At 71.3% G+C, this 24209-nt stretch carries 22 protein-coding genes; 15 read left to right on the top strand and 7 right to left on the bottom strand.

Translation table 11 applies throughout. The features are described 5' to 3' along the window. The first annotated feature begins 132 nt into the window (after nucleotides 1-132). Entirely contained in the window at nucleotides 133-885 is a 753-nt protein-coding gene (locus tag AOK17_RS38675; RefSeq protein ID WP_055617295.1) for a hypothetical protein, read from the top strand. Further along, complete coding sequence (locus AOK17_RS38670) at nucleotides 849-1568, top strand: DUF1775 domain-containing protein (RefSeq protein WP_055617294.1); 720 nt, start codon at nucleotides 849-851, stop codon at nucleotides 1566-1568. Before AOK17_RS38675 ends, AOK17_RS38670 begins: the two co-directional genes overlap by 37 nt. Before the next feature lie 139 nt (nucleotides 1569-1707). Here AOK17_RS38670 and AOK17_RS38665 read toward each other — a convergent pair whose 3' ends face one another. Both AOK17_RS38665 and AOK17_RS38660 read right to left on the bottom strand, forming a co-directional pair. Then, nucleotides 1708-2160: a MarR family winged helix-turn-helix transcriptional regulator gene (locus tag AOK17_RS38665; protein ID WP_055617293.1), complete on the bottom strand. Its 453-nt coding sequence runs from the start codon at nucleotides 2158-2160 to the stop codon at nucleotides 1708-1710. A 133-nt stretch (nucleotides 2161-2293) separates the two neighbouring features. Next, nucleotides 2294-3373 carry a zinc-dependent alcohol dehydrogenase gene (locus AOK17_RS38660; RefSeq protein ID WP_055617292.1) on the bottom strand — a complete coding sequence of 360 codons (1080 nt, stop codon included), beginning with the start codon at nucleotides 3371-3373 and terminating at the stop codon, nucleotides 2294-2296. Between the two features lie 146 nt (nucleotides 3374-3519). On the opposite strand from AOK17_RS38660, the gene AOK17_RS38655 reads away from it, so the two are divergent. The 8 genes from AOK17_RS38655 to AOK17_RS38620 all read left to right on the top strand — a co-directional run bounded on the left by AOK17_RS38655 (nucleotide 3520) and on the right by AOK17_RS38620 (nucleotide 12575). Next, nucleotides 3520-4062 carry a MarR family winged helix-turn-helix transcriptional regulator gene (locus AOK17_RS38655; RefSeq protein ID WP_055617291.1) on the top strand — a complete coding sequence of 181 codons (543 nt, stop codon included), beginning with the start codon at nucleotides 3520-3522 and terminating at the stop codon, nucleotides 4060-4062. A 277-nt stretch (nucleotides 4063-4339) separates the two neighbouring features. Continuing rightward, entirely contained in the window at nucleotides 4340-5041 is a 702-nt protein-coding gene (locus AOK17_RS38650; RefSeq protein ID WP_055617306.1) for a response regulator transcription factor, read from the top strand. A gap of 305 nt (nucleotides 5042-5346) precedes the next feature. Continuing rightward, complete coding sequence (locus AOK17_RS38645) at nucleotides 5347-6591, top strand: cytochrome P450 (protein WP_055617290.1); 1245 nt, start codon at nucleotides 5347-5349, stop codon at nucleotides 6589-6591. Between the two features lie 58 nt (nucleotides 6592-6649). Continuing rightward, nucleotides 6650-6847 (top strand): ferredoxin, encoded by a 198-nt coding sequence (locus AOK17_RS38640; protein ID WP_055617289.1) that lies wholly within the window; start codon nucleotides 6650-6652, stop codon nucleotides 6845-6847. After that, entirely contained in the window at nucleotides 6844-8064 is a 1221-nt protein-coding gene (locus tag AOK17_RS38635; RefSeq protein WP_055617288.1) for an NAD(P)/FAD-dependent oxidoreductase, read from the top strand. The genes AOK17_RS38640 and AOK17_RS38635 overlap by 4 nt, the downstream gene beginning before the upstream one ends. A 59-nt stretch (nucleotides 8065-8123) precedes the next feature. Then, nucleotides 8124-8966: an SDR family oxidoreductase gene (locus AOK17_RS38630; protein ID WP_055617287.1), complete on the top strand. Its 843-nt coding sequence runs from the start codon at nucleotides 8124-8126 to the stop codon at nucleotides 8964-8966. Between the two features lie 45 nt (nucleotides 8967-9011). Continuing rightward, entirely contained in the window at nucleotides 9012-10844 is a 1833-nt protein-coding gene (locus AOK17_RS38625) for a flavin-containing monooxygenase (protein ID WP_055617286.1), read from the top strand. Nucleotides 10845-10928: 84 nt separating this feature from the next. Then, nucleotides 10929-12575: a hypothetical protein gene (locus AOK17_RS38620; RefSeq protein WP_055617285.1), complete on the top strand. Its 1647-nt coding sequence runs from the start codon at nucleotides 10929-10931 to the stop codon at nucleotides 12573-12575. Nucleotides 12576-12643: 68 nt separating this feature from the next. Here the strand turns inward: AOK17_RS38620 and AOK17_RS38615 are convergent, their stop codons facing one another. Beyond that, a complete protein-coding gene (locus tag AOK17_RS38615; RefSeq protein ID WP_055617284.1) occupies nucleotides 12644-13324 on the bottom strand; it encodes a TetR/AcrR family transcriptional regulator in 681 nt (226 codons plus the stop codon). Nucleotides 13325-13480: 156 nt separating this feature from the next. On the opposite strand from AOK17_RS38615, the gene AOK17_RS38610 reads away from it, so the two are divergent. Then, nucleotides 13481-15274, top strand: coding sequence for an ABC transporter ATP-binding protein (locus AOK17_RS38610; RefSeq protein WP_055617283.1), 1794 nt, complete (start codon nucleotides 13481-13483; stop codon nucleotides 15272-15274). Between the two features lie 180 nt (nucleotides 15275-15454). On the opposite strand, the gene AOK17_RS38605 is transcribed toward AOK17_RS38610, so the two are convergent. Then, nucleotides 15455-15649 (bottom strand): hypothetical protein, encoded by a 195-nt coding sequence (locus AOK17_RS38605; protein WP_055617282.1) that lies wholly within the window; start codon nucleotides 15647-15649, stop codon nucleotides 15455-15457. Between the two features lie 321 nt (nucleotides 15650-15970). Here AOK17_RS38605 and AOK17_RS38600 point away from each other — a divergent pair, with 321 nt between their 5' ends. After that, a complete protein-coding gene (locus tag AOK17_RS38600; protein WP_055617281.1) occupies nucleotides 15971-17773 on the top strand; it encodes a S8 family peptidase in 1803 nt (600 codons plus the stop codon). A gap of 225 nt (nucleotides 17774-17998) precedes the next feature. Then, nucleotides 17999-18676 carry an AIM24 family protein gene (locus AOK17_RS38595; protein ID WP_055617280.1) on the top strand — a complete coding sequence of 226 codons (678 nt, stop codon included), beginning with the start codon at nucleotides 17999-18001 and terminating at the stop codon, nucleotides 18674-18676. Nucleotides 18677-18785: 109 nt separating this feature from the next. Here the strand turns inward: AOK17_RS38595 and AOK17_RS38590 are convergent, their stop codons facing one another. The 3 genes from AOK17_RS38590 to AOK17_RS38580 all read right to left on the bottom strand — a co-directional run bounded on the left by AOK17_RS38590 (nucleotide 18786) and on the right by AOK17_RS38580 (nucleotide 22264). Further along, nucleotides 18786-20258 (bottom strand): hypothetical protein, encoded by a 1473-nt coding sequence (locus AOK17_RS38590; RefSeq protein ID WP_055617279.1) that lies wholly within the window; start codon nucleotides 20256-20258, stop codon nucleotides 18786-18788. A gap of 32 nt (nucleotides 20259-20290) precedes the next feature. Beyond that, entirely contained in the window at nucleotides 20291-20848 is a 558-nt protein-coding gene (locus tag AOK17_RS38585; protein ID WP_055617278.1) for a hypothetical protein, read from the bottom strand. A gap of 108 nt (nucleotides 20849-20956) precedes the next feature. Then, nucleotides 20957-22264, bottom strand: coding sequence for a cytochrome P450 (locus AOK17_RS38580; RefSeq protein ID WP_425424671.1), 1308 nt, complete (start codon nucleotides 22262-22264; stop codon nucleotides 20957-20959). Nucleotides 22265-22421: 157 nt separating this feature from the next. Here AOK17_RS38580 and AOK17_RS38575 point away from each other — a divergent pair, with 157 nt between their 5' ends. Then, nucleotides 22422-23411 carry an ABC transporter substrate-binding protein gene (locus AOK17_RS38575; RefSeq protein ID WP_055617277.1) on the top strand — a complete coding sequence of 330 codons (990 nt, stop codon included), beginning with the start codon at nucleotides 22422-22424 and terminating at the stop codon, nucleotides 23409-23411. After that, nucleotides 23408-24205, top strand: a complete 798-nt coding sequence (locus tag AOK17_RS38570) for an ABC transporter permease (RefSeq protein WP_055617276.1) — start codon at nucleotides 23408-23410, stop codon at nucleotides 24203-24205. The genes AOK17_RS38575 and AOK17_RS38570 overlap by 4 nt, the downstream gene beginning before the upstream one ends. Nucleotides 24206-24209 lie beyond the last annotated feature (4 nt).

Raw genomic sequence — 24209 nt, 5'->3', positions numbered from 1 at the left:
TCCCGCCCTTCCGGATGCCCGCACGTCACTCCTCGTACGACCCCGGGTGAACAGCCTCCTCACCTCTGACGTAGACGTATGCGACAAGGTGAATGCGGCGGAGGATGATGGGCGACCGTGCCAGGTGACCATGTGACGCAGCGCGACGGCCGGGGCCCGGGCTCCCGGCCGAGTCGCGCGGGCGCCCGGGTCCGGGCCGTGACGTTCGCCCTCGTCGGCAGTGTGCTCGCCGCCGTCGGCCATCACGCGGTCGAAGGCGGGCAGGTGCCGTGGCGGCTCGTGACCGCCTTCGCCGTCGCGCAGTTCGTCGCCGTACGGCCCTTCGCCCGTCGCCGCCCCGGACTGCTCGCGGTCGGCGGATGCACCCTCGCGGCACAGGCCGCGATGCATCTCGCGCTCACGACGGCCGGCGGTCACCGCGCCGGCACGGGACACATGGCCCACGCCGGGCACGGCGCGATGACGACGGGCGCCGACGGACACCCCTGGCAGCACGCCTCCGAGACGGCCATGACGACCGCGCACGTCGTCGCCGCCCTCGTCGTCGCGTGGCTGCTCCACCGGGCCGACACGGCGGTCACGGCGGCACTGGCCACCGGCCGCACGCTGCGCGCGGTCGCGGCGGCGGTCATCGCCCGGTTCCTGCCGGGTCCGGCCCTCGCCACCGCCCCCCGGCCGCTGCCCGTACCGCTCGCCGGAGCCTTCGAACTCCCGGCAGGAGTACGGACCCGGACCCTGGAACACGCGCTGGTGCGCAGGGGACCCCCGGGACGGACACCCGTCCCCGTCGTCCCCTTCACCCGGGCCCGGCCTCGGCCCGCCCGGTTCCACAGCCAAGGAGTTCCACCATGTCCCTGTCCCTCAACGGGCGCCGTGTCGCACTGACCGGCGCCGCCGCACTCACGGCCGTCCTCGCGCTGGCCGGTCCCGCCTCGGCGCACACGGAGGTCGAGGCCGACAAGGCGCAGGCCCTCGCCGAGAACGTCACCCTCACCGTCGTCTGCGAGGCGGAGTCCGCCACCGCGGGCTTCCGCGAGGTGCGCGTCGTGCTGCCCGAGGGGATCGCACCGGCCGACGTCACGCTTGTTGAGGCCCCCAAGGGCTGGCAGTTGAAGGCCACCGACGACGGTTACGTCGTGGGCGGCACGCCTCTCAAGACCGGCGCCGACGCCGAGTACAAGGTGAAGATCCGCCAGCTCCCGGACGTCGAGGAAGTGGCGTTCAAGACCATCGACACCTACAGCGACGGGAAGGTCTCGCGCTGGATCGAGCTGCCCAAGGGCGGTGAGGAGCCCGAACAGCCCGCCCCGCTCCTGAAGTTGAAGGCTGCGGCACCGGGCGCGAAGCCGATCGCTCCCAGCCCGACCGCGAGCCCGACGCCCAGCCCGACCCCGTCGGTCACCGCGACGCCCTCCGAGTCCGGGGCCACGGCTGCCGCGGCCGACACGAAGAAGGACGACGACGGAACGCCCATGAGCCTCGTCGTCGGCGGGGTGGCCGCGGCGGTGCTGGTCCTCGGCGCCGGAGGCTGGTGGCTGACGAAGCGCCGCGCCTCCGCCGGTAGCTGACCGCGACCGGCCCGTGGGACGCGCACGTCCCACGGGCCGGATCAGGCACGGGCGCCCGGCTTCGTCATCCCGTGACGCGCGTGCGTACGTATCGCGCGATGTACGTGCGCATGTGCGTACGTACGTCAGAGGTGCCGGGTCAGGGGCGCGGCCAGGGGCGCTCGTCGAGGTTCTCGATGTCCGTGTTGAACCGCTTGAGGTACGCGGCGAAGGTGGCGACCTCCTCGGGGTCCCAGTCGGCCATCACCTTCTCCAGCCCCTGGATGGCCTCCGCGCGATGCGTGTCGAGGCGGTGCTCGCCCTCGTCGGTGATGCGGAACTTGCGGGCCATGCCCCCGTCGGGATCCGGAATGCGCTCGACGAGACCGCCGCGCAGCATCGCCGCGGTCTGCCGGTTGAGCGTGGAGGCGTCAAGGCCGAAGGCGTCGCTGAGCTGCCCGATGGACATCGGGCCCTCCATACGGATGCGGCTCAGCAGGATGTAGGCGCTGCGCTCAAGGCGACCGCCGGTCCGGGCCCGGGGCGAGTTCAGATAGAGGTGCCGCCCGAGCAGCATCGCTTCGAACTCGATCAAGTGCGTGGGCTTGTCCATGCGGCCGGTCCTTCCCCAGATCTCGACTCCCGCCCCGAAACCTGAGCCTGGGCCTGAGGTCAGGGCAGGAGCCATGACATCAAATATGCACCACGCACCTAATGTGTACGATGCATGCCCCCAGGTCCGCCGCTCAGTCCTGGCCGTCGAACGTGTCCTGGTCGTCGAACCTGTCCTGGCCGTCGAAGGTGACGACGATCTTCTCGGCGGCGCCGGGGGTGAGGGCCAGCCCGAAGGCGTGCTCGACGTCGGTGAAGGGCATGCGGTGGCTGATGAGCTTGGCGAACCGCTCGTGGTGCTCGACCAGTTCCGGGGTGACCTCGAAGATCTCGGTGGGGTAGCCCTGGGAGGCGATGAGGGTGAGCTCGCTCCGGAGCATGCCGCCGAGGTCGATGGTGTCGGACTTCTTCTGGACGGCGACCATGACGAGCTTGGCGCCCCATCTGGCGTTGTCGACGGTGGCCTGGAAGACGGCGGGGGCGCCGGCCGCGTCGATGTAGATGTCGGTCCCCGGGCGGGGCTGGCCCAGGGCGTTGGCCGCCTGGCCGTGCAGCTCGGTGAGGACGGCGGTCAGGTCGTCGGTGGCGGAGTTGACGACCGCGTCGGCGCCGACGGCGAGGGCGGTCTCCAGCCGTTCTGGGAGGACGTCGGCGACCACGACGTGCTGGACCCCGCGGAGCTTGAGCCAGATGGTGGCGCCCAGGCCGATGGGCCCGGCGCCGAAGACGACGACCTTGTCGGTGGGCCCGGCCCCGGAACGGTTGACGCAGTGCCGGGCCACGGCCATCGGCTCGTTCAGGGCGGCGACGTCGAAGGGCACGGTGTCGGGGAAGACGCTGAGATTGGTGCCCGGTTCGGCGTTCTCGATGAGCAGGTACTCGCTCATGGCGCCGTGCGTCCCGCCGCAGCCGATGATGCCGGAGGGCACGCCCTGCGGGTTGACGACGACCCGGTCGCCCACCTTCAGCCGGGTGACCTCGGCGCCGGTCGCCACGATCTCGCCGGCGGGTTCGTGGCCCAGGGGGAGCGGCACCATGGAACCGCCGGGACCCATGGGAGTGCCGCCGAGGTGCAGGAAGAACGTGTCGGTGCCGCAGATGCCGCAGGCGCGGATCCTGAGCAGGGCGTCCTTGGGGCCGGGGACGGGGCGTTCCACGTCCACGACCTCGATCTCGCCGACGGGGCCGGTGCGGACGGACTTCATGGTGGCCATGGTGCTGCTCTCTTCCTCGGTGCTGCGGCGGCTCGGCGCCCCCGGACCGACTTACTTGACTTGGTCAAGCATATTCGGCTTACTTGAGTAAAGCAATCTAATTCTGAATTTACTTGAGTTAGGCAAGTAGCTGCTAGGCTGGGCCCATGCCCACGCCATCACCCGCACACACCCCCGACCCTCTGTCCGGAGCCGCGTCCGCCCCCGTCTCCGACGAGGTGATCGAGATCGAGCGAGCCCTCAACCGCATCGTCTATCTGACCGGTCGGGTCAGGCAGCACGACCGCCTCATGGCCCTGGCCGGGGTGTCGCTCGACCGGGCCGCGGTGGCGCTGCTGCGGCAGATCGCCGACTCGGAGCCCATGCGCCCCGGCGAGCTGGCGGGACGGCTGGCCGTGGAGGCGTCGCACGTCACCCGGCAGGTGCAGCAGCTGGAGAAGGGCGGCTATGTGACCCGGGTCCCGGATCCGGACGACCGCCGCGCCCAGCGCATCCAGCTCACCCCCGTCGGCCAGGACGCGATCGACCGTATCCGCGTCGCGAGTTGCCGGGGCATGGAACTCGCGCTGTCCCACTGGTCGCCGGAGGAACTGCGGCAACTCTCCACGCTGTTCCATCGGATGGTCGACGACTTCCTGGACACCGAGGTCACGCTGGAGGGCGAGGACACCTCGCCGCGCCAGGCCTGACCGGGGGGCGGTCGGGGCCCGTCGACGGCCCGGTCGGCCCGCGCTCTCGTCGTCGGTGTCACGGGGTGCGAGGGTTTCCTCCGGTGCCGGTCGGCGCGACCGCCGTTCGTGCGTGACGCGTGAGCCGGCGCGAGGTGGTGTCGCCGCCGCCCGCCTCCTATTCATGAACGAGGTGCATGCGATGGACGGGACGGATGGGGTGGACCGGGTGCACGGAGTGGACCGCGTCGTCGGGGTGGGCCGGGTGCACGAAATGGACGGCGTCGGTGTCGGCGGGGTGCGCGGGAGCGGTGCGGAGGTGTCCGCGCCCGCCCGTGGGAACGGGCAGCGTGTCCTGGTCATCGTCCATGACTCGGCGATCGCCGAACTGCTCACGACCACACTGGAGTTGGCGGACTACCGGGTGACCGCGGCACGCACCGGCGCCCAGGGGATGGCGCGGCTCGCCGAGCACCGTTTCGACCTCGTGGTCATGGATGTGTCGGTCCCGGACATCGAAGAGCTGGGTGAGGGGCGCCGCTTCCGCCCGGCCGACCGGCCTCCGGTGCTCTTCCTCGCCGAGTACGAGAAGTTGGGCCTCCTCGTCCCCGAACTCGGTCTGGGCGAGTCGGACTACGTCACCGTGCCGTTCCGGATCTCCGAAGTCCTCACCAGGGCCCATGTGTTACTGCGTGGCCGCGGTTCGACGGGCCAGGGGCCGTGCTACGGCGACCTCGTCCTCGACGACGCCACCTGTCAGGCCCGGCGCGGCCGACGGGCCCTCGACCTCACCCCGGCCGAGTACCGGCTGCTGCGTCATCTGCTCGTCAACGCCGAGCGGGTGCTGTCGAAGGAGCAGATCTGCCGGCACGTCTGGGGCGAGACCCGGGCCGGCAACGCGATCGAGAAACTCGTCTCCCGCCTCCGCCACAAGGTGGACCAGGAGCAGCCCCCGCTGATCCACACGCGCCGGGGCTTCGGCTACCGGCTCGGCCACTGAACCTGACATCGCCCGCACCTCCAACTCCCTTACTCCCGCGCCCTCGTAGCCCTCCAGTCCGGCGGCCGTGCGTCTCTCGCACCGGCCGCCTCGTCGTGTCCGCGGGGTTCGGTCGCGGCGTGAGGTGGCGCGAAAGTGTGCCCGGGTGGCCGACCCCCTACGGGTCCAATATGTGATCTGGGTCACGTCAGCTTCATGTCAGGCAACTGACCGGAAGCCGTCAGTCCGCTCCGCTTGCATGTGGTCCAGAGGTCGCCAACCCTTCCCCGTTCTCCGCCCCGGCGGAGCCCCCACCGAGGAGTCAGATGGCCGAGACACTGGCCGGAGCCGCGTCCGACGCGGCCGAGGCGATGCCCGAGTTCCCGATGCCGAGGGCGGCAGGCTGTCCGTTCGCCCCGCCGCCGGCCGTCGAGGAGCTGCGCGAGCAGAACCCGATCAGCAAGGTCCGGATCTGGGACGGAAGTACGCCCTGGATGATCACCGGACACGCCCTGCAGAGGGCCCTGCTGACCGACCCCCGCGTCAGCGCCAACGACAAGAGCCCCGGCAACTTCCCGTTCGTGACGGCGTACCGGCAGCAGATCGCCGAGTACACCCCGGAGCTCATCGTCAACACGGACGCCCCCGAGCACACCCGGCTGCGCCGGATGGTCAACGGGCCGTTCCTCGTCAAGCGGATCGAGGCCATGCGGGCCCCGATCCAGAAGATCGTCGACGGTCTGATCGACGACATGCTGGCCGGGCCGAACCCGGCCGACCTCCTGACGGCGCTCGCGCTGCCCGTGCCCTCGCTGGTGATCAGCGAACTGCTCGGAGTGCCGTACGCGGACCACGAGTTCTTCCAGCGGAACAGCAGCCTCGCGCTCGACCGTGCCGCCGCGCCCGAGGACTCCCGGGCGGCGAGCACCGCGCTCTCCACCTACCTCGACGACCTGCTCGGCAAGAAGCTCACCGACCCCGGCGACGACGTGCTGTCCGAGATGGCGGGGCGGGTCACGGCCGGGGAGATGAGCCGCAGCGAGGCCGTCCACATGGGCGTGGCGATGCTCATCGCCGGCCACGAGACCACCGCGACGATGATCAGCCTCGGCACGCTGGTCCTGCTGGAGAACCCCGAGCAACTCGCCCTGGTACGCGACTCCGAGGACCCCAAGGTCGTCGTCGGCGCGGTGGAGGAGCTGCTGCGCTATCTGAGCATCGTCCAGGTCGGTCTGCGCCGCGTCGCGACCGAGGACATCGAGATCGGCGGCCAGGTCATCCGTGCGGGCGACGGCCTGATCGTGGATCTGCACGCCGCCAACTGGGACCCCGAGGCGTTCCCCGGCGCCGACCAGGTGGACGTCACCCGGCCCGCGCGCAAGCACAACGCCTTCGGCTACGGCCCCCACCAGTGCCTGGGCCAGTCCCTCGCCCGCCTGGAGCTCCAGGTCGTCTACGGCACCCTCTACCGGCGCGTCCCCACGCTGCGCCTGGCGGCCAGGGTCGAGGAGTTGGAGTTCGACCACGACGGCACCACGTACGGCGTCGCCTCCCTGCCCGTCACCTGGTGACCGGCCCGCACCGTTGAACGCAGTGGGTGAACGTACCGAAGGAGCAAGGAAGAAGACCATGCGTGTGGAACTGGACGAACCGAAATGTGTGGCGGCGGGGCAGTGTGTGATGGCCTCCCCGGAGGTCTTCGACCAGCGTGACGACGACGGGGTGGCGATCCTGCTGGAGGAGCAGCCCGCCGACGAACTCCTCGACGGGGTGCGCGAGGCCGTGGCGATCTGCCCGGCGGCGGCGATCCGGCTGGTCGACCAGTGAGGCGGATTCTCGTCGTGGGTGCCTCGGCGGCCGGACTCTCGGCCGTCGAGACGCTGCGCCGGGAGGGGTACGACGGCGCGCTCACCCTGGTCGGTGACGAGCCGCACCCGCCGTACGACCGGCCGCCGTTGTCCAAGCAGATCCTGGCGTCCGAGTGGGAGCACGACCGGCTGACGCTGCGCTCGACCGGCGAACTGGACGCCCTGAAGCTGGACTTGAGACTCGGCAGCGCGGCCACGGGCCTTGACCTCGACGGGCGTGAGGTGCTGCTCGCCGACGGGACGCGGGTCGCGTACGACGGACTGATCGTGGCCACCGGGGTGCGTCCGCGGCGGCTGCCCGGTGACGGGCACGCGCATGTGCTGCGCACCCTGGACGACGCGCTCGCGCTGCGGGACCGGCTGGGGGAGGGGCGGCGGCTGGTCGTGGTCGGCGCCGGGTTCCTGGGTGCCGAGGCCGCCGCCGTGGCCCGGGGCCTGGGCGCCGAGGTCACCCTCCTGGAACCGGCTCCCGTACCGCTCGGCCACGCCGTCGGCGACGAGGTCGGGCGGGTGCTGTCGGCCGCCCACCTGGAGCACGGGGTGGACCTGCGCACCGGAGTCACCGTCCGTGAGGTGACCGAGGGCGGCGTGCGGCTTGCCGACGGTGAACTGGTCGTGGGCGACGAGGTGTTGGTGGCCGTCGGCTCGCTGCCGAACACCGAGTGGCTGGCGGACAGCGGCCTCACCGTGGGCGACGGCCTGGTCTGCGACGAGTACTGCGAGGCGGTACGCGAGTCCCCCGGGGCGACGAAGTCTCCTGCGCCGACGACCGGCGGCGTGTACGCGGCCGGTGACGTCGCCCGCTGGCACAACCCGCTGTTCGGGGCGTCGATGCGCATCGAGCATCGTACGAACGCCGCCGAGCAGGGCATGGCCGCCGCCCGGAACCTCCTGCACCCGCAGGCGCGCAAGCCGTTCGCGCCGGTGCCGTACTTCTGGTCGGACCAGTACGGCATGAAGGTCCAGGCGTTCGGCTATCTGCGCGGCCACGACGAAGTCGCCGTGGTGGAGGGGGACTTGGCCGAGCGCCGGTTCCTGGTCGCCTATCGCAGGGGCGACCGCCTGGCCGGGGTTCTCGCGGTCGGTATGCCGCCGAAGGCGATCCGCGGCTGGCGGCAGGCCGTCGCCGTGCGCTCCACGTGGCGCGACGCCGTACCGGCCACTGGCGTGTTGTAGCCCTCGCGCCCAACCGGGCGCCTGGCAAAGGGTAGTTCACACCATCAGGGAGGTTGTTCATGGTCGACCGTCCGAACGAGGAGCGTCGTGACGTGGTCGTGGTCACGGGGGCGGGAGGGATGGGCGTCGCGGTCGCACGCCGGCTGGGCAACGGGCGGAACGTGCTCCTCGCCGACGCGTCGAGCCAGGGACTCGACCGCGCCGTCACCGCGCTCACCGACGAGGGCTACGCGGTGCGCGGCATGGTGACCGACGTGTCCGACCGCGGGGCGGTGCACAAGCTCGCGGAGGCGGCGGACGCCGAGGGCCGGGTGGCCGCCGTCGTGCACACCGCGGGAGTCTCGCCCGCGACCGGGCCGGCGAAGACGATCGTCGACGTCAACCTGCTCGGCACCGCCCATGTCATCGACGCGTTCGAGACGGTCGCCACCCGCGGCACGTCCCTGGTGGTGATCTCCAGCATGGCCGGTCATGTCGCGTCCCTGAGCCGCGAGGAGGAGGCCGCCCTCGCGACGACCGCCACCGAGGACCTCCTCGGCCTCGACGTCGTCACCGCCATCGGCGACGACGCGCAGACCGCGTACATCGTGACCAAGCGGGCCAACCACCTGCGGGTGCAGGCCGCCGCGCTCGCCTGGAACCTGCGGGGCGCCCGGATCAACAGCGTCAGCCCGGGCGTCATCGCCACCGCGATGTCCCGGGCGGAGGCCGCGTCGCCGTCCGGGGCCCACATGATGCAGATGCTGGACGCGAGCGGATCGGGCCGCGTCGGGACGCCCGGGGAGATCGCCGACGCCGTGGCGTTCCTGACCGGCCCCGAGTCGTCGTACATCACCGGGACCGACCTGCTCGTCGATGGCGGCCAGGCCGCCTGGCTCCGTCTCCACTTCCGCCCGCGGTAGCGACCGGGCGACGACCGCACCCCCTCCACAACAGAAGGGACACGCATGACCAACACCCCCCACACCCCGTCCGCCGCGCCCGACTTCGACCCGGAGGGGCTCGGGTTCGACCCGGAGGCCCTGCGCGCTCGCTACCGGGCCGAGCGCGACCGGCGGATCCGCCCCGACGGCAACGCCCAATACCACCGCGTCGCCGGTGAGTTCGGCTACTACGCCGACGATCCGTACGTGGCGGAGCCGGAGTTCACCAGGGAGCCGCTGACCGACCGGGTGGAAGTGGTCGTCGTCGGCGGCGGGTTCGGCGGTCTGCTGGCCGGGGCGCGCCTGCGGCAGGCGGGCGTGCGGGGCATCCGGGTCATCGAGCAGGCCGGGGACTTCGGCGGGACCTGGTACTGGAACCGGTACCCGGGAATCCACTGCGACATCGAGTCGTACGTCTACATGCCGCTCCTCGAAGAGATCGGCTACGTCCCTCAGTGGAAGTACGCGCCCGGCGAGGAGATCAGGCAGCACGCGCGGGCGATCGGGCGCCACTTCGGCCTGTACGAGGACGCCTGCTTCCGGACCCGGGCGACCGAACTGCGGTGGGACGACACGGAGTTGGAGTGGATCGTCACCACCGACCGTGGTGACCGCATGCGGGCGCGCTTCGTGGTGGTCTCCAGCGGCACGCTCAGCCAGGCGAAACTGCCCGGCATCCCCGGCATCGAGAACTTCAAGGGCCACACCTTCCACACCAGCCGCTGGGATTACGCCTACACCGGCGGCGACGCGAACGGGAACCTGCACCGGCTCGCCGACAAGCACGTGGCCGTGATCGGCACGGGAGCGACCGCCATCCAGGTCGTGCCGCACCTCGGCCGCGACGCCGAGCGGCTGTACGTGTTCCAGCGCACGCCCTCCTCGGTCGACGTACGCGGCCAGCGCCCCACGGACCCGGGGTGGGCCGAGTCGCTCGAACCGGGCTGGCAGCGGCGCCGCAGGGACAACTTCCTCAGGACCGTCACCGGGACCCACGCGGACGAGGACCTGGTGAACGACGGCTGGACCAGCAGCGCCCGGCTGCTGCAGAACCTCATCCCGACCAACAACTACGCGGACCTCCTGCCCGAGGAACGCGACCGCGTGAACGAACTCGCCGACTTCCAGAAGATGAACGAGATCCGCGACCGCGTGAACACCGTCGTCGAGGATCCCTCCACGGCCGAGGCGCTCAAGCCCTGGTACCGCTACATGTGCAAGCGGCCCACGTTCAGCGACCACTATCTGGACACGTTCAACCGGCCCAACGTGACGCTCGTCGACACGGCCGACCACGGGGGCGTCGAGCGCATCACCGAGGACGCCGTCGTCGTCGGCGGGGCCGAGTACGAGGTCGACTGCGTCATCTTCGCCACCGGATTCGAGGTGGGCGTCTCGGGCATCCTGTCCGGCCAACTCCCCGTGTACGGAAGGGAGGGCGCCACGCTACCGGGGGCCTGGATGCAGAGCGGGCCGAGGACACTCCACGGCTTCTACAGCCACGGCTTCCCGAACCTCTTCCAGCTCGGCCCGCTGCAGAACGCCAGCGCCGTGAACTACGTCCACATCCTCGACGAACAGGCCGGCCACGTCGCCGAAGTGGTCGCCGAGGCGCGGGGACGCCGGGCCCGGTACGTGGAGCCGTCCCCCGAGGCCCAGGACGCCTGGGTGGCGACGATCCGTCAGAAGGCCGCGGACCTCTACAGGTTCCAGGCCGAGTGCACCCCCGGCTACTACAACAACGAGGGCAGGCCCAGGAAGCGCAGCGAGTCGTACGGCGACGGACCCGTCGCGTTCCACGAACTGCTCAGGCGCTGGCGCGCGGACGGCGGCATGAACGACGTCATCGTCGAGTGATCGGCCCGGGGCGCCCGGCCACGGGGGTGTGGGCGCCCCGACCGTACGACTGACCATCACCGAACCCAGGGACGGGGAACGACGATGCGGCCCAACCGATTCGACGACACGGGCAACACGACCGGCGACGTATCCAGCAACACGCCCTCCACGAACGGCCGTTGGGACCTGCGGAGACTCAACCCCCCGAACCGGCTGTGGGGTTCGAACGGCGTCACCTTCGGACCCGACGGACGGCTGTACGTGGCACAGTTCCTCGCCGGGCAGATCAGCGCCGTCGACACGGCCACGGGGGACGTCGACGTGGTGGTGCCGCTGGACGGCCCGGTCCAGGCGCCCGACGACCTCGCCTTCGGGGCGGACGGTTCCATGTACATCGCCGACCTGACACCGGGGCGGGTCTGGCGGCGCAGCCCCGAGGGCGCGTACAGCCTCGTCTCCGACCAGGTGCAGGTGCCCAACGGCATCACCTGCGTCGGAGACCGGCTCTTCGTCAACGAGATGAAGATGAACGGCCGTCTGCTGGAGCTGTTCCCGGACGGCGGCGACCCGGTGGTGCTGACCGACGGGCTCGCCCTCGGCAACGCGATGCAGCTCGGCCCGGACGGCTGTCTGTACTACCCGCACATGATCGGCAACCAGGTCTGGCGGATCCCGCCGGACGGCGGCACCCCCGAACTGTTCGCCGAGGAGGTGGACGACCCGGTCGCGGTCCGGTTCGACAAGGGCGGCGTCCTCGTTGTCCTCTCGCGGGGCCCGGCCGGCATCGTGACCCGCATCGATCTCGCCACCGGGGCGCGGTCGGTGGTCGTCAGCGGCGTCCTCGGGCTGGACAACGCGGCCTTCGACGCGGAGAACCGCATGTACGTCTCCAGCTTCGGCAGCGGCGGCGTCACGGAGATGCGCGAGGACGGCCGCACCCGGGAGATCGTTCCCCGAGGGCTCAGCGGCCCCTTCGGGGTCACCGTCGACCTCCGGGGCACGGTCTACGCGGCGGACCACTACCGCCTGGCGAGCCCCGGCGACTCCGGGGAGCACGACTCCAGCGGTGTCATCACCCACGAACTGCAGCCCTTCGTCCACGGCATCACCGCGGACGACGGACTTCTCCACTTCGCCTCCGAGTACGGCGACGTCCGTACGTACGATCCCGTGCGCAGGACCACGCGGGTACGGGTGCAGGGGCTGAACGAGCCCACCGGGATCGAGCGCGCGCCCGACGGAGCCCTCGTCGTGGCGGAGTCGGGCGCCGGCCGCGTCGTGCGGATCGACGGGCGGATCGACGGGACGGACACCGTCACCGTGCTCGCGGAAGGGCTCCGGCACCCCGTCGACATCGCCTTCGACGCCGAGGGGCGCTGCTACGTCAGCGACGACGAACTCGGGGCGGTGCTTCGGATCGACGACGGCGAGACGGTGACCGTCGCGGACGGCCTCGGCGCGCCGCAGGGGCTGGCCGTCCGCGGGGACGAACTGTTCACGGTGGACGTCGAGCACCGGTGTCTGCGGGCGGTGTCCCTCACGACGGGGGAGACCCGGATCGACGCCGAGAACCTCGCGGTCGGCCTGCCCCCGGGCATCACCCGCACCGAACCCGCCCTGTTCGCCGCGGGCATGCCCGGTTCCCCGCACCCGTTCGCGGGCCTCGCCGCGGCTCCGGACGGCTCCCTCCTCCTCTCGGCGAACGGCGAGGGGAGTGTGCTGCGCCTGTCGGCACGCGCGCCCTTTTAGGGGCGCGGGGAACTGCGCACCCAGCCGCTACGGACCCGCAGATGAAGCAGGCCCTTCCACCGGAGCGCTTAGGCCGTGGCGGGCCTGCCCGCTGTCGGAGGGGGGCCGGAGATGCCGCCCAGGCAGAACCGCCAGACCTCCTCGGAGGTGACCGGCTCGGCGCGGCCGTCGGCGGCCGAACCATGGGCCTGCGCGGCGAACATCACGGTCTGCAGGACGAGCGCGGCCTGACGGCGGGGCCGCCCGGCCGCGATGACGCCCGCGTCGGCGGCCCGCTCGATGAGCTCCGCGAACACCGTGAGCAGCGGCCGATGGGCGGTCGCCACCTGCGAGGGGTGCTTCACCAGCAGTTGCAGGGCGAAGCGGCCGAACAACTGCCGCGGCACGTCGGGGCCCGGCCGCGCCCGCTCGTGGAGCATCTCCACGGCCAGGCGCAGCGCCCGGAGCGGATCGCTCTTCGACGCGGCGGCCTCCCGGATCTCGTCCGCCGACTTGGCGAGCGTGTCCTCGAACAGGGCGAGCAGCAGCTCGTGCTTCCCGTCGAAGTACTGGTAGAAGCTGCGCAGCGACTGCTTCGAGCGGTTGACGACCTCCTGGACGGTGAAGTCCGTCGTGCCCTTCTCGGCGATCAGCTCGTAGGCCGAGTCCAGAAACTTCTGTACGCGTTCCTCCGCGCGCAGCTTCGCGGCCCGGGTGGATCGCTCGACGGCTCGCCGGCGCCACGCCGGTTGTTCGGGGGCAGCGGTCATTCATCGAACGTTACTCGACGGGCTTGTTCGGAGTAGGCCGGTCGAAAACCCCCTACGGCCCTGTCAGTGGCATCGGCGATACTTCCATCGATCCCCCTTCGCCCTGGACGAGACTTCGGCCGAGAGCGGGAGGGGAGCCGATCGAGGGGGAGCACCGTGCCGCAGCCCGACCCGTCCGACTCACCGTCCACGCCACCGTGGCGGCTCCTGCTCGGGTACGTACGCCCGTACCGCTGGACGCTGGTGCTCGGGGCCGTGCTGTCGCTGCTGACGGGCGCCGCCGGGCTCGCGCTGCCGTTGGTCGCCCGAACGCTCATCGACGACCTGGGGCACGACCGGTCGATCACGGGCGCGCTGCTGGCCATGTCGGGTCTGGTGGTCGCCAACGCCGCGATCGGGGCGCTGGGCGGGTACGTGCTGCGGTACACCGCCGAGTCCGTGGTGCTCGGCGCCCGGCGGGGCCTGGTGTCGCATCTGCTGCGGCTGCGCATATCCGCCGTCGACCGCAGTGAGCCCGGCGATCTGATGGCCCGGATCACCTCGGACACCACGCTGCTCAGGGAGGTCACCACCGACTCGCTGGTCGGCCTCGGCACGGGCGGGCTCACCCTGGTGGCCACGCTCGCGATGATGGGGTTCGTCGACCCGGTGCTGACGGGCGTCACCCTGGGCGTGGTCCTGGCCGCGGGCACGGTGATCGGCGTGATCGTGCCGCGGATCAACCGCGCCAGCAAGCGCGCGCAGGACGCCGTCGGAGCCATGGGTGCCTCGCTGGAGCGGACCCTCGGCGCGCTCAGGACCATCAAGGCGTCCGGCGCCGAGCACCGCGAGGAGCGGGCCGTGCACGCGGCGGCCGAGGAGTCGTGGCGCCAGAGCGTACGAGCCGCCAAGTGGTCGGCGCTGGCGGGGAACACGGCCGGCCTCTCGATGCAGGTCGCCTTCATCACCGTCCTCGCCGTAGGCGGCGCACGGGTCGCTACCGGGGCGGTCGACATCGGCACCCTCGTCGCGTTCCTGCTGTACGTCTTCTACTTGATGGCGCCGATCCAGCAGGTCGTCGGAGCCGTCGCCCAGTACCAGACCGGCTCGGCCGCCCTGGCCCGGATCGAGGAGGCCAGGCTGCTGCCCGCCGAACCGGCCGCCGAGCCTTCACCGCTGCCCCGGCCGGGCGCCGAGCCCGCCGCGATCGCCTTCGAGGACGTCCGGTTCCGCTACGACGACGACCTGCCGTACGTGCACCACGGCGTGACCTTCGCCGTCCCGCCGCGCGGCATGACCGCTTTCGTCGGACCGTCCGGCGCCGGGAAGACCACGGTGTTCTCGCTCATCGAGCGGTTCTACGACCCGGAGCAGGGGACCATCACGCTGGACGGCCGCGACCTCACCGACTGGGAGGTCTCCGCGCTCCGATCCGCCATCGGCTATGTGGAGCAGGACGCGCCCGTCCTCTCCGGCAGCCTCCGCGACAACCTCCTGCTCGGCAATCCCGACGCCGACGAGGGCGAGGTGCTCCGCGCGCTGAAGACCACCCGCCTCGACTCCCTCGTCGGCCGGCTGCCGAAGGGGCTCGACACCCTCGTCGGCCACCGAGGCACCAAGCTCTCGGGCGGTGAGCGCCAGCGCGTCGCCATCGCCCGCGCCCTGCTCAGGCGGCCCCGACTGCTGCTGCTCGACGAGGCCACCAGCCAGCTCGACGCGGTCAACGAGGCCGCGCTGCGCGACACCGTCGCCGATGTCGCCCGCACCACCACGGTCCTGGTCGTCGCCCACCGGCTGTCCACCGTCACCATGGCCGACCGGATCGTCGTCATGGACGCGGGGCAGGTCCGGGCGGTCGGCACCCATCGCGAACTCGTGGCCGGCGACCCGCTGTACGCCGAGCTCGCCGCCACACAGTTCCTCGCGGCCACCGACGACGGCCTCAGGGTGTCCGAGTCCGTCGACAGCTGAGCCCGACGCCTGAGCCCTACGCCTGAGCCCGACGCCTGAGCCCGACGACTGAGGCTGGCGGCGGGCCGAGCCGACGGCAGCCAAGTCCAGCCCGTGGAGCGGCCGTTACGAGCTAACGGCCTCCGACTGCCCCAGTGCCGCCGCCAGTTGCGCGATGCGCGGCGCGTACCCGCCATGGCTCTACCGCTCCTCGACGGCCCACGGGAACGTCCGGTCCGCCCGTACGGCGGGCAGCCGGGCCCAGGTCGTCTTGGTCTCCCTCAGGTCGGCCGGCTGGAGGTTGCCCTTGCGGTTGTCGACGAGGATCAGGTCGGCCTCGTACGTGTCGGCGTTCTCCCAGCGGCAGTCCCTCCCGTCCCGTCCGCACGCCTCCATGGCGAGACAGGACTGAACGTCCGGAAAGGGTGCTTTCCCGCCAACTGGACGGCCCCCATAGGGGGTTCTCGGCCATGGATCGAGGGTTTTCCCCGTATCCGCGGGATAAAGGCTCCGCCTATTGTTCGAGCACAGCCGAACCACAGGTAACCCCTGACTGGAGGCTCGCGCACGGCCGGCCTTCGCGCCTTCTCGATTGCACCCCCCGCCGCTTCGACGACGAAGCGAATCGAACCGCTGCTCCGCACCGCACGGCACCGCATGCACCGCATCGCACCGCCTGTTCCGCGCTGCCCGGAGCCGGCCACGAAAGGCACTCACTTGCGTACTCCTCGACCCGCGAGACGGAAGCTGATATCCGTCGCCGCGATCTCCGCGACACTGCTGGCCGGGACCGCCACGTCCCTCGCGCTGGCCGGTCCCGCCACCGCCAAGGTCCCCGCCGAGCAGACCGCGAAGACCGCCGCCGCTGCCGTGTCCGCCCCGGCCGAGCGGCTGATCGTCGGCTACAAGTCGGGCGCCACCGAGGCCAGGTCGAACAAGGCCGCCTCCGCCGACGCCGAGGCCAAGGGCAAGGAGGCCGGCGAGAGCCTGGACTTCCAGCGCCGCCTCGGCACCGGCGCCGCGCTGGTCGACCTCGGCGAGCAGCTGAGCAAGGCCGATGTCGCCGATGTCGTCGCCGAGTACCAGGCCGACCCGCAGGTCGCCTACGTCGTGCCGGACCGCCTCAACAAGCCGCAGGCCGACCCGAACGACACCGAGTACAGCAAGCAGTGGGACCTCTTCGAGACCACCGCCGGTATGCGCGTGCCCGGCGCCTGGGACACCGCGACCGGCAGCGGCGTGACCGTCGCCGTCATCGACACCGGCTACGTCACCCACTCCGACCTCGCCGCCAACATCGTCGCGGGCTACGACTTCATCTCCGACACCGCGGTCTCGGTCGACGGCAACGGGCGCGACAGCAACCCGGCCGACCCGGGCGACTGGTACGCCGCCGGCGAGTGCGAGCAGACCACGGGCAGCTCCTCCTCCTGGCACGGCACGCACGTCGCGGGCACCATCGCGGCCGTCACCAACAACAGCAAGGGCGTCGCGGGCATCGCGTACAACGCGAAGATCTCCCCGCTGCGTGTCCTCGGCAAGTGCGGTGGCTACGACTCCGACATCATCGACGCCATCACCTGGGCGTCCGGCGGTACGGTCTCCGGCGTCCCGGCCAACGCCAACGTCGCCAAGGTCATCAACATGAGCCTGGGCGGCGGCGGTGCCTGCACCACGGCCACCCAGACCGCCATCAACAACGCGGTCGGCCGGGGCACCACGGTCGTCGTCGCGGCGGGCAACAGCAACGCCAACGCGGCCAACTACTCACCGGCCAGCTGCGGCAACGTGATCTCGGTCGCCGCACTCAACCGCACGGGCGCCAAGGCGAGTTACTCCAACTTCGGCTCGGTCGTCGACATCGCGGCACCCGGTGGCCAGACCAGCACCGGCACCGCCAACGGCATCCTGTCCACGCTGAACTCCGGTACGCAGGGCCCCGGTTCGGAGTCGTACGCCTACTACCAGGGCACCAGCATGGCCGCCCCGCACATCGCGGGTCTCGCCGCGCTCGCCAAGTCGGCGAACTCCGCGCTGACCCCGGCCCAGATCGAGTCCGCGATCAAGACCAACTCGCGTGCTCTGCCCGGTGCTTGCTCGGGCGGCTGTGGTGCGGGTCTCGCGGACGCGGCCAAGACGGTGCAGGCGGTGAGCGGGTCGGGAGGCTCCACGGGGGGCACCACCTTCACCAGCACCACGGCCGTCTCCATCCCGGACGCCGGCTCGGCCGTCGAGTCCGCGATCGCCGTCACCGGCCGCACCGGCAACGCGCCCTCGGCCCTCCAGGTCGGCGTCGACATCACCCACACCTACCGCGGTGACCTGGTGATCGACCTGGTCGCCCCGGACGGCACGGCGTACCGGCTGAAGTCCTCGGGCTCGGACTCGGCCGACAACGTCAACACGACCTACACCGTGGACGCTTCGAGCGAGACCGCCAACGGCACCTGGAAGCTGCGCGTGCAGGACGTGGCCTCGGCGGACACCGGCACGATCAACAGCTGGAAGCTGACCTTCTGACCGTCGAGCGGCCGTCGGACGACTGTTGAACCGGGCGGACGGCGGCTGATCGACGACTGACGAACCACCCCCCCCACAGGGTGGGGCCGAAAGGCCCCGCAGGGGCGGCCGACGCGAGCGGGCGTCGGCCGCCCCGCCTTTCGTTCGGCGGACATATACCTTCGTCGCCGCCTTTCATCCCGCCGTTGGATGGTGGAACCCGCGCCTCCGGGACAGGATGCCCGCATGAAGGGTGATCTGTTTTCCAGCGAGTACATGGTGCAGCCGGCCACTGCGGCGGGCATGAGCGTCGAGAACGCCAAGTCGATCAAGTACGCCGTCAACGGCGAGATGCTCGCCCGGCAGGGCGCGATGATCGCCTACCGGGGCAACCTGCAGTTCGAGCGCAAGGGCCAGGGCGTCGGCGGCATGCTGAAACGGGCCGTGACCGGCGAGGGCCTGCCGCTCATGGCCGTGCGCGGGCAGGGGGAGGCCTGGTTCGCGCACGAGGCGCAGAACTGCTTCATCGTCGACATCGACCCCGGTGACGTCTTCACCGTCAACGGCCGCAACGTACTGTGCTTCGACGCCTCGCTGAAGTACGAGATCAAGACGGTCAAGGGCGCGGGCATCACCGGTGGCGGGCTGTTCAACAGCGTCTTCACCGGGCAGGGCAGGCTCGGTCTCGTCTGCGAGGGCAACCCGCTGGTCATCCCGGTCTCGCCGCAGTGGCCGGTGTACGTCGACACGGACGCGATCGTCGGCTGGACGGCCAACCTCCAGACCACACTGCACCGTTCGCAGTCCATCGGCTCGATGATCCGCGGCGGCTCCGGCGAGGCCGTCCAGTTGATGCTCCAGGGCGAGGGCTACGTCGTCGTACGGCCGAGCGAGGCGACACCGCAGAAGGTCCAACAGCACTGATACGGGCCCTGGTTCGGGCCTGTTCGCGGCTGCTGAACCTTCCGGGGTGGGGGTCTGTCGTGCGCTTGTCTCCTTCACGGCCCGGAGGCCGGTCGGTCCACCGGCCGGCCTACGTCGTGGCCCGTCGGCGGCGCCACAGCACCGCGGCGGTGCCGGTGGCGAGCAGCGCCGCGGTGCCGGCCGCGGCGGGCAGGAGCACGTCGGTGCCGGTCGAGGCGAGCGACCCGTCGCCGGTGGTGTCGAGCGAACCGCCACCGGTCGTGGTCTGCGCGCCACCGCCTCCCGTGCCACCCGCGCTGTTTCCGTCGGCGCTCGGACCGTCGACGGGAACCGTGGTGCCGGAGGCGCTCGGATCGGCGCCCGGGCCGGAGTCACTGGGCGACGGCTCGGGCGTTCCGTCCGAAGGGCTGGGCGAGGCCGGGTCCGAGGGCGACGGCGACTCCGGGTCGGACGGTGTCGGCGACTCGGAGGGCGACGGCGGCACCGGAGCCCGGAACACGGTGAGCGAGGCGTCGGACGGGCTGCCGACGAACACCGAGTCGCCGCCCGGCGTCACCGCGACGGACGAGCTGCCCAACTGGCCGTTGACGCCCGGCAGTTCGGCGCCCATGTCGAGGTCCTTGAGCGTCGCAGTGTCGTACACCGCGAGCTGCCCCACGCCGTCCCCCTCCTCCGGCGGATTGCCCCAGTCCTGCCACACCGCGAACGCCCGGTCGGAGCGCGGGTCCACGGCGACATCCGCGATGGTGTCACCGGGCTTCGCGTCGAAGGAGGCGGCCAGTTTGCCGTTGGCGATGTCGTACGCCTCCAGCACGGTGCCGCGCCCCGCCCACAGCACCCCGCGCTCGGTGTCCCACTCCAGGAAGGACACCGCGGCACCGGCGCCGAGCGCGATCTCCTTGCCGTCCGGCGCGAAGTCGGCCGAACCGACCCTGCGCAGCAGGCTGTTGGTGTTGTCGGTGACCCAGATCTGCCCGGCGGCGGTGTCCACGGCGAGCGGACCGCCGACGGCCGGCAGGGTCAGCGACCGCTCCACGGTCACCGACGTCTCGCCGACGGCGACCTCCTCCAGTTTCGTCCCGCGCACGACCACGACCGTGCCGGCCTTCGCACCGGCCTTGGCCTGCGTGATCGTCGTGCCGGAGAGCCAGCCCCCGCGGCCCGCCGCGTCCCCGTCCTTCACGGCGGCGATCCCGCGCAGCCCGACCAGGTAGTGCACCCCGTCGCCCGGCAGCGGCCCGGCGAGCCGTTTGCCCGGCAGCTGGGCGGGCGCGCCGGTGCTGCCGGGGGAGGTCTTCACCCAGTTCAGTACGTTCCCGGCGGCCGGGTCGACGACATAGATCCCGGCGAGGCTCCCGCCCGTCGTACCGGCGACGGTGTCGGACCCGACGTACAGCTTCCCCGACTCGGGGTGCACCAGCAGGTCGAGCGGTTTGCCGACGGTCGTGAGGCGGGCCGTCTGCTCGTACCCGTCCGTGCCCGGCGGGTCGTCGGCGCCGACGGCGGGTGTGCTCACGACGACGGCGGTGAGGACCACCGCCGTGATTCCCACGAGGGCGCCCGCCGCCCGGGGGCGGAGCACATCGCTCCGCCCCCGGGTTCTGAGAGGCGCGGTCACGAGAAGGTGACCGGGATGTAGACGTCGTACGAGCGGGTGCCGCTCGCCGTGTGGTCGGCGCGCGTCACGATGGCGCAGTCGACGTCCGTGCCGCAGACCTGGCCCGTGGCGATGTTCGGGTTCACGTGCACGCTGACGTTGAAGGAGCCGCCGGAGCCGTAGGCGGAACTGTTCGCGACCGTGCCGCCGCCGAAGTTCGACACCCAGTGAGAGGCGCCCGTCGTGCCGGTCTGGTCCGCGCCGCCCAGGCAGGGGGTCGGCCGGGAGGTGTACGTGGACGGGTCCCCGGGCACGACGCCGTCGGGTATCACGCACAGGCCGACGTAGACGCCCTGGATGGTGTTGTAGCCGCTGCCGGAGACGGTGATGTTCTGCCCGGCGGTCGACAGGGCGTCGGGGGCCGTCAGCGACAGGTTGTACGTCGTTCCGCTCACCGTCACGGACCGCGTGGCGGTGGCTGCCGAGGCGGAGGTGGCGAGCCCGACCGTCAGCGCGGCGGCGGTGGCACCGACGGCGGCGATTCGGGTGGCGCGGGCGAACACGGCGGATCTCATGGGCAGTTGGCCTTTCGGAGGCGAAAACCACTTAGGTAAGGCAAACCTAAGTTGCAGGTCAATGGATCGTCAACCCGTACCTCGGGGAGCCCAGCCGAACCGGCCGGCTCAGGCCACGTGCAGCGGCAGCGACTTCAGGCCGTTGATGAAGTTGGAGACGAGCCGCCGGGGAGGCCCGGCGACGCGCGGCGGCCCGGGCAGGACGCGCAGCGCCTCCTCGTACAGCACCCGCAGCTGCAGCCGGGCGAAGTGCGCGCCCAGGCAGACATGCGGTCCGTCCCCGAAGGAGACGTGCGGATTCGGCGTACGGGCCAGGTCCAGCCGGTGCGGCTCGGCGAACACCCGCTCGTCGTGGTTGGCGGAGGCGTGGAAGACCACCACCTTGTCCCCGGCGCGGACCGGCGTCCCGGCCAGCTCGGTGTCGTGCAGTGCTGTGCGGCGGAAGGTGAGCACCGGCGGGTGCCACCGCAGGAGTTCGTCGACGGCCGACTCCAAGTCGACTTCACCGGCGCGCAGTTGGGCGTATGCCTCCGGATGTCCGGCCAGCGCCAGCAGTCCGCCGGGAGTCGCGCCGCGAACCGTGTCGTTGCCCGCGACCGTCAGCAGGAAGAAGAACATCTCCAGTTCCGCGGTGGCGAGTTCACCGTCGGCGGCGAGCACGGTCATGACGTCGTCACCGGGATGCCGCCGCTTGTGTCCGGCCAGCTCGCGGGCGTACGCGAACATGTCCCGCAGTGCCGCCGGTGAGCGCGGGTTGACCGGTCTGCCCACCGCGTCCAGCACGGGCGGGCCCGCCTCGTCCGGGTCCTGGTAGCCGATGACCCGCTGGGTCCAGTGCAGCAGCAGCCCGCGGTCGCTCTCCGGCACACCGAGCAGATCCGCCAGGTTGAGCAGCGCGTAGTCGTCGGTGACATCGGTGACGATGTCGCACGTTCCGTCGTTCTCACGGGCCGTCGCCACCGCCTGCTCGAAGAGCGAGCGGGCCCGGGCGCGGGCGACCGACGCGAAGTGGTCGACACGGCGCGGAGTGAACGCCCGGCTGACCAGTCGCCTCAACCTCCCGTGCCCCGGCGGATCCTGATTGAGCATCATCCGCCGGATGAACGGCAGGTCGTCCGGATCCGGATCCCTGATCTGGGTCGCTCCGAGGTGCGAGGAGTACGTCCCCGAGTCCTTCAGTACCCGGACCACATCGGCGTGCCGGGTGACCGCCCAGAAGCCGGGCCCGGCCGGCCAGCCGAGCACCTCGTGCTCCTGCTGCCAGGCCACGGGGTGATGGTCGCGCAGGACGCGGTAGGCGGCGTGGGGGACACCGGCGGCGTACTGCCGGGGATCGAAGACGTCGGGGACGGCGTCCGGGATGGCGTCCGGACCGGGTTCCCCGGCGGGTGGCGTGGGCGTCGCTCGTGAGGTCACGCCACCACGGTGACCCGGCCGTGGCGGCGCGGCAAGGGCGTGCGAAACGGCTCTCCCTCGACCGGCGGCGCGAATGTGCTTTCGCATTTTCCCGAGGGCCGCGGGAACGGCGCATAAGTGTGTGGTGATCACGTCAAGTCGGGGGCATCATGCGCGCATGCCGACGCGCCGAGCCCGCTTCCGTACGGGAAAACCGACCGTCGCCGCGATCGCCCTGGTGATGACACTGGCGGCCTGCGGCGGCGACTCCGACGACTCCGATTCCAGTAACGCCGGGGGCAACGGGCTGGAGAGGTCGAGCATCACCGTCGCCGCGCTCCCGCTGGCCGACGACGCACCCCTCTACATCGCGCAGGACCGGGGCCTGTTCAAGAAGGAGGGCCTGGACGTACGTATCCAGCCCGTCCAGCAGAGCATCCAGGCACTGCCCGCCCTGTCGAAGGGCCAGGTGGACATCATCGCGAGCGCGAACTACGTCACCTTCCTCCAGGCCCACGAGAAGGGCACCCTCGACCTCCGCATCCTCGCCGAGGGAGCACGCGTCGCGCCGCACATGATGGACGTCCTCGTGCCCCAGGACTCGGACATCAGGAGCGTCGCCGACCTCAAGGGCAAGAAGGTCGCCGTCAACATCCTCAACAACATCCAGTCGCTGACGCTGAACGCGATCCTCGACCAACAGGGCGCCGGCCGCCCCGAGTACCGGCAGATCGCCTTCCCCCAGATGGGCCCCGCCCTGGAGAAGGGACAGGTCGACGCCGTCCACGCGGCCGAACCCTTCAACAGCGCCATCCAGAACGACCTCGACGCCCGCGTCCTCGTCGACGGCGGCTCCGCCCCCGTGGAGTCCATACCGATCAGCGGCTACGTCACGACCCGCGGCTACGCCTCCGACAACCCCAAGACCGCCGCGGCCTTCAAACGGGCCGTCACCGCGGCTGCGCAACTCGCCACACAGGACCAGAGCGCCGTACGCGAGGAGTTGCCCAAGTACGCCAAGGTGACCGCGGACCAGGCAGAGTCGATCCGGCTGCCGGCCTACCCGGCGACCACGGACGTCACCCAGCTGCGCCGCCTCACCGAACTCATGAAGAAACAGGGCCTGTTGAAGAAGGCGATCGATCCGGGAACGTTGCTCGTCAAGTGAGGAAGCGTGGGAAGCGCGGGGCACACCGTCAGGATCTGCTGCTCGGCGCGCTCGGTGTGCTGCTCGCCTTCGGCGTGTGCGAGGCGGTCGGCCGGGCCGGTCTTGTGCGTCGCAGCTATCTGCCGCCCGCCTCCGAAGTCCTCGCACGCGCCGTGGAGTTGGCGGGGGATCCGGTCTTCCTGGACGGCGTCGGAGCCACGGTCCGGGCCTGGGCCCTCGGTCTCGGCCTCGCCTGCGCGATCGCCGTTCCGCTGGGTCTGCTGCTCGGCAGCGTGCCCGTGGTCGACGAAGCCGTGCGCGCGATCGTCGAGTTCCTGCGGCCCCTGCCGTCCGTCGCGCTGATCCCTCTGGTGTCCCTGCTGCTGGGCTCCGGTACGGAGACGAAGGTCGCCCTCATCACGTACGCCTCCGTCTGGCCCATCCTCTTCAACACCGTCTACGGCCTCGGCGAGACCGATCCCCTGGCCAAGGACACGCTGCGTGCCTTCGGCTTCGGGCGTCTCTCGGTGCTCCTGCGGGTCGAACTCCCCGCCACTGCGCCCTTCATAGCCGCCGGTCTCCGTATCTCCGCCGCCATCGCCCTCGTCCTGGCCGTCGCCACCGAGATCCTCGCGGGCTTCGGGGAGGGACTCGGCATCTTCATCGCCCAGTCCGGCCTGTCGACGGACGGCACGCGGGACGTGCTCGCGGGGGTGGCGTGGGCCGGGGCCCTGGGGCTGGTCATCAACAGCGTGCTGGTGTGGGGGGAGAGGAGGCTGTTTCCTTGGACGCCGGAGCGTCGGGGGATGCGGTGAGGGG

The sequence above is a fragment of the Streptomyces phaeochromogenes genome, from assembly GCF_001418655.1.
GTDB classification, from domain to species: domain Bacteria; phylum Actinomycetota; class Actinomycetes; order Streptomycetales; family Streptomycetaceae; genus Streptomyces; species Streptomyces phaeochromogenes.
This window is presented reverse-complemented; position numbering and strand designations above follow the sequence as displayed.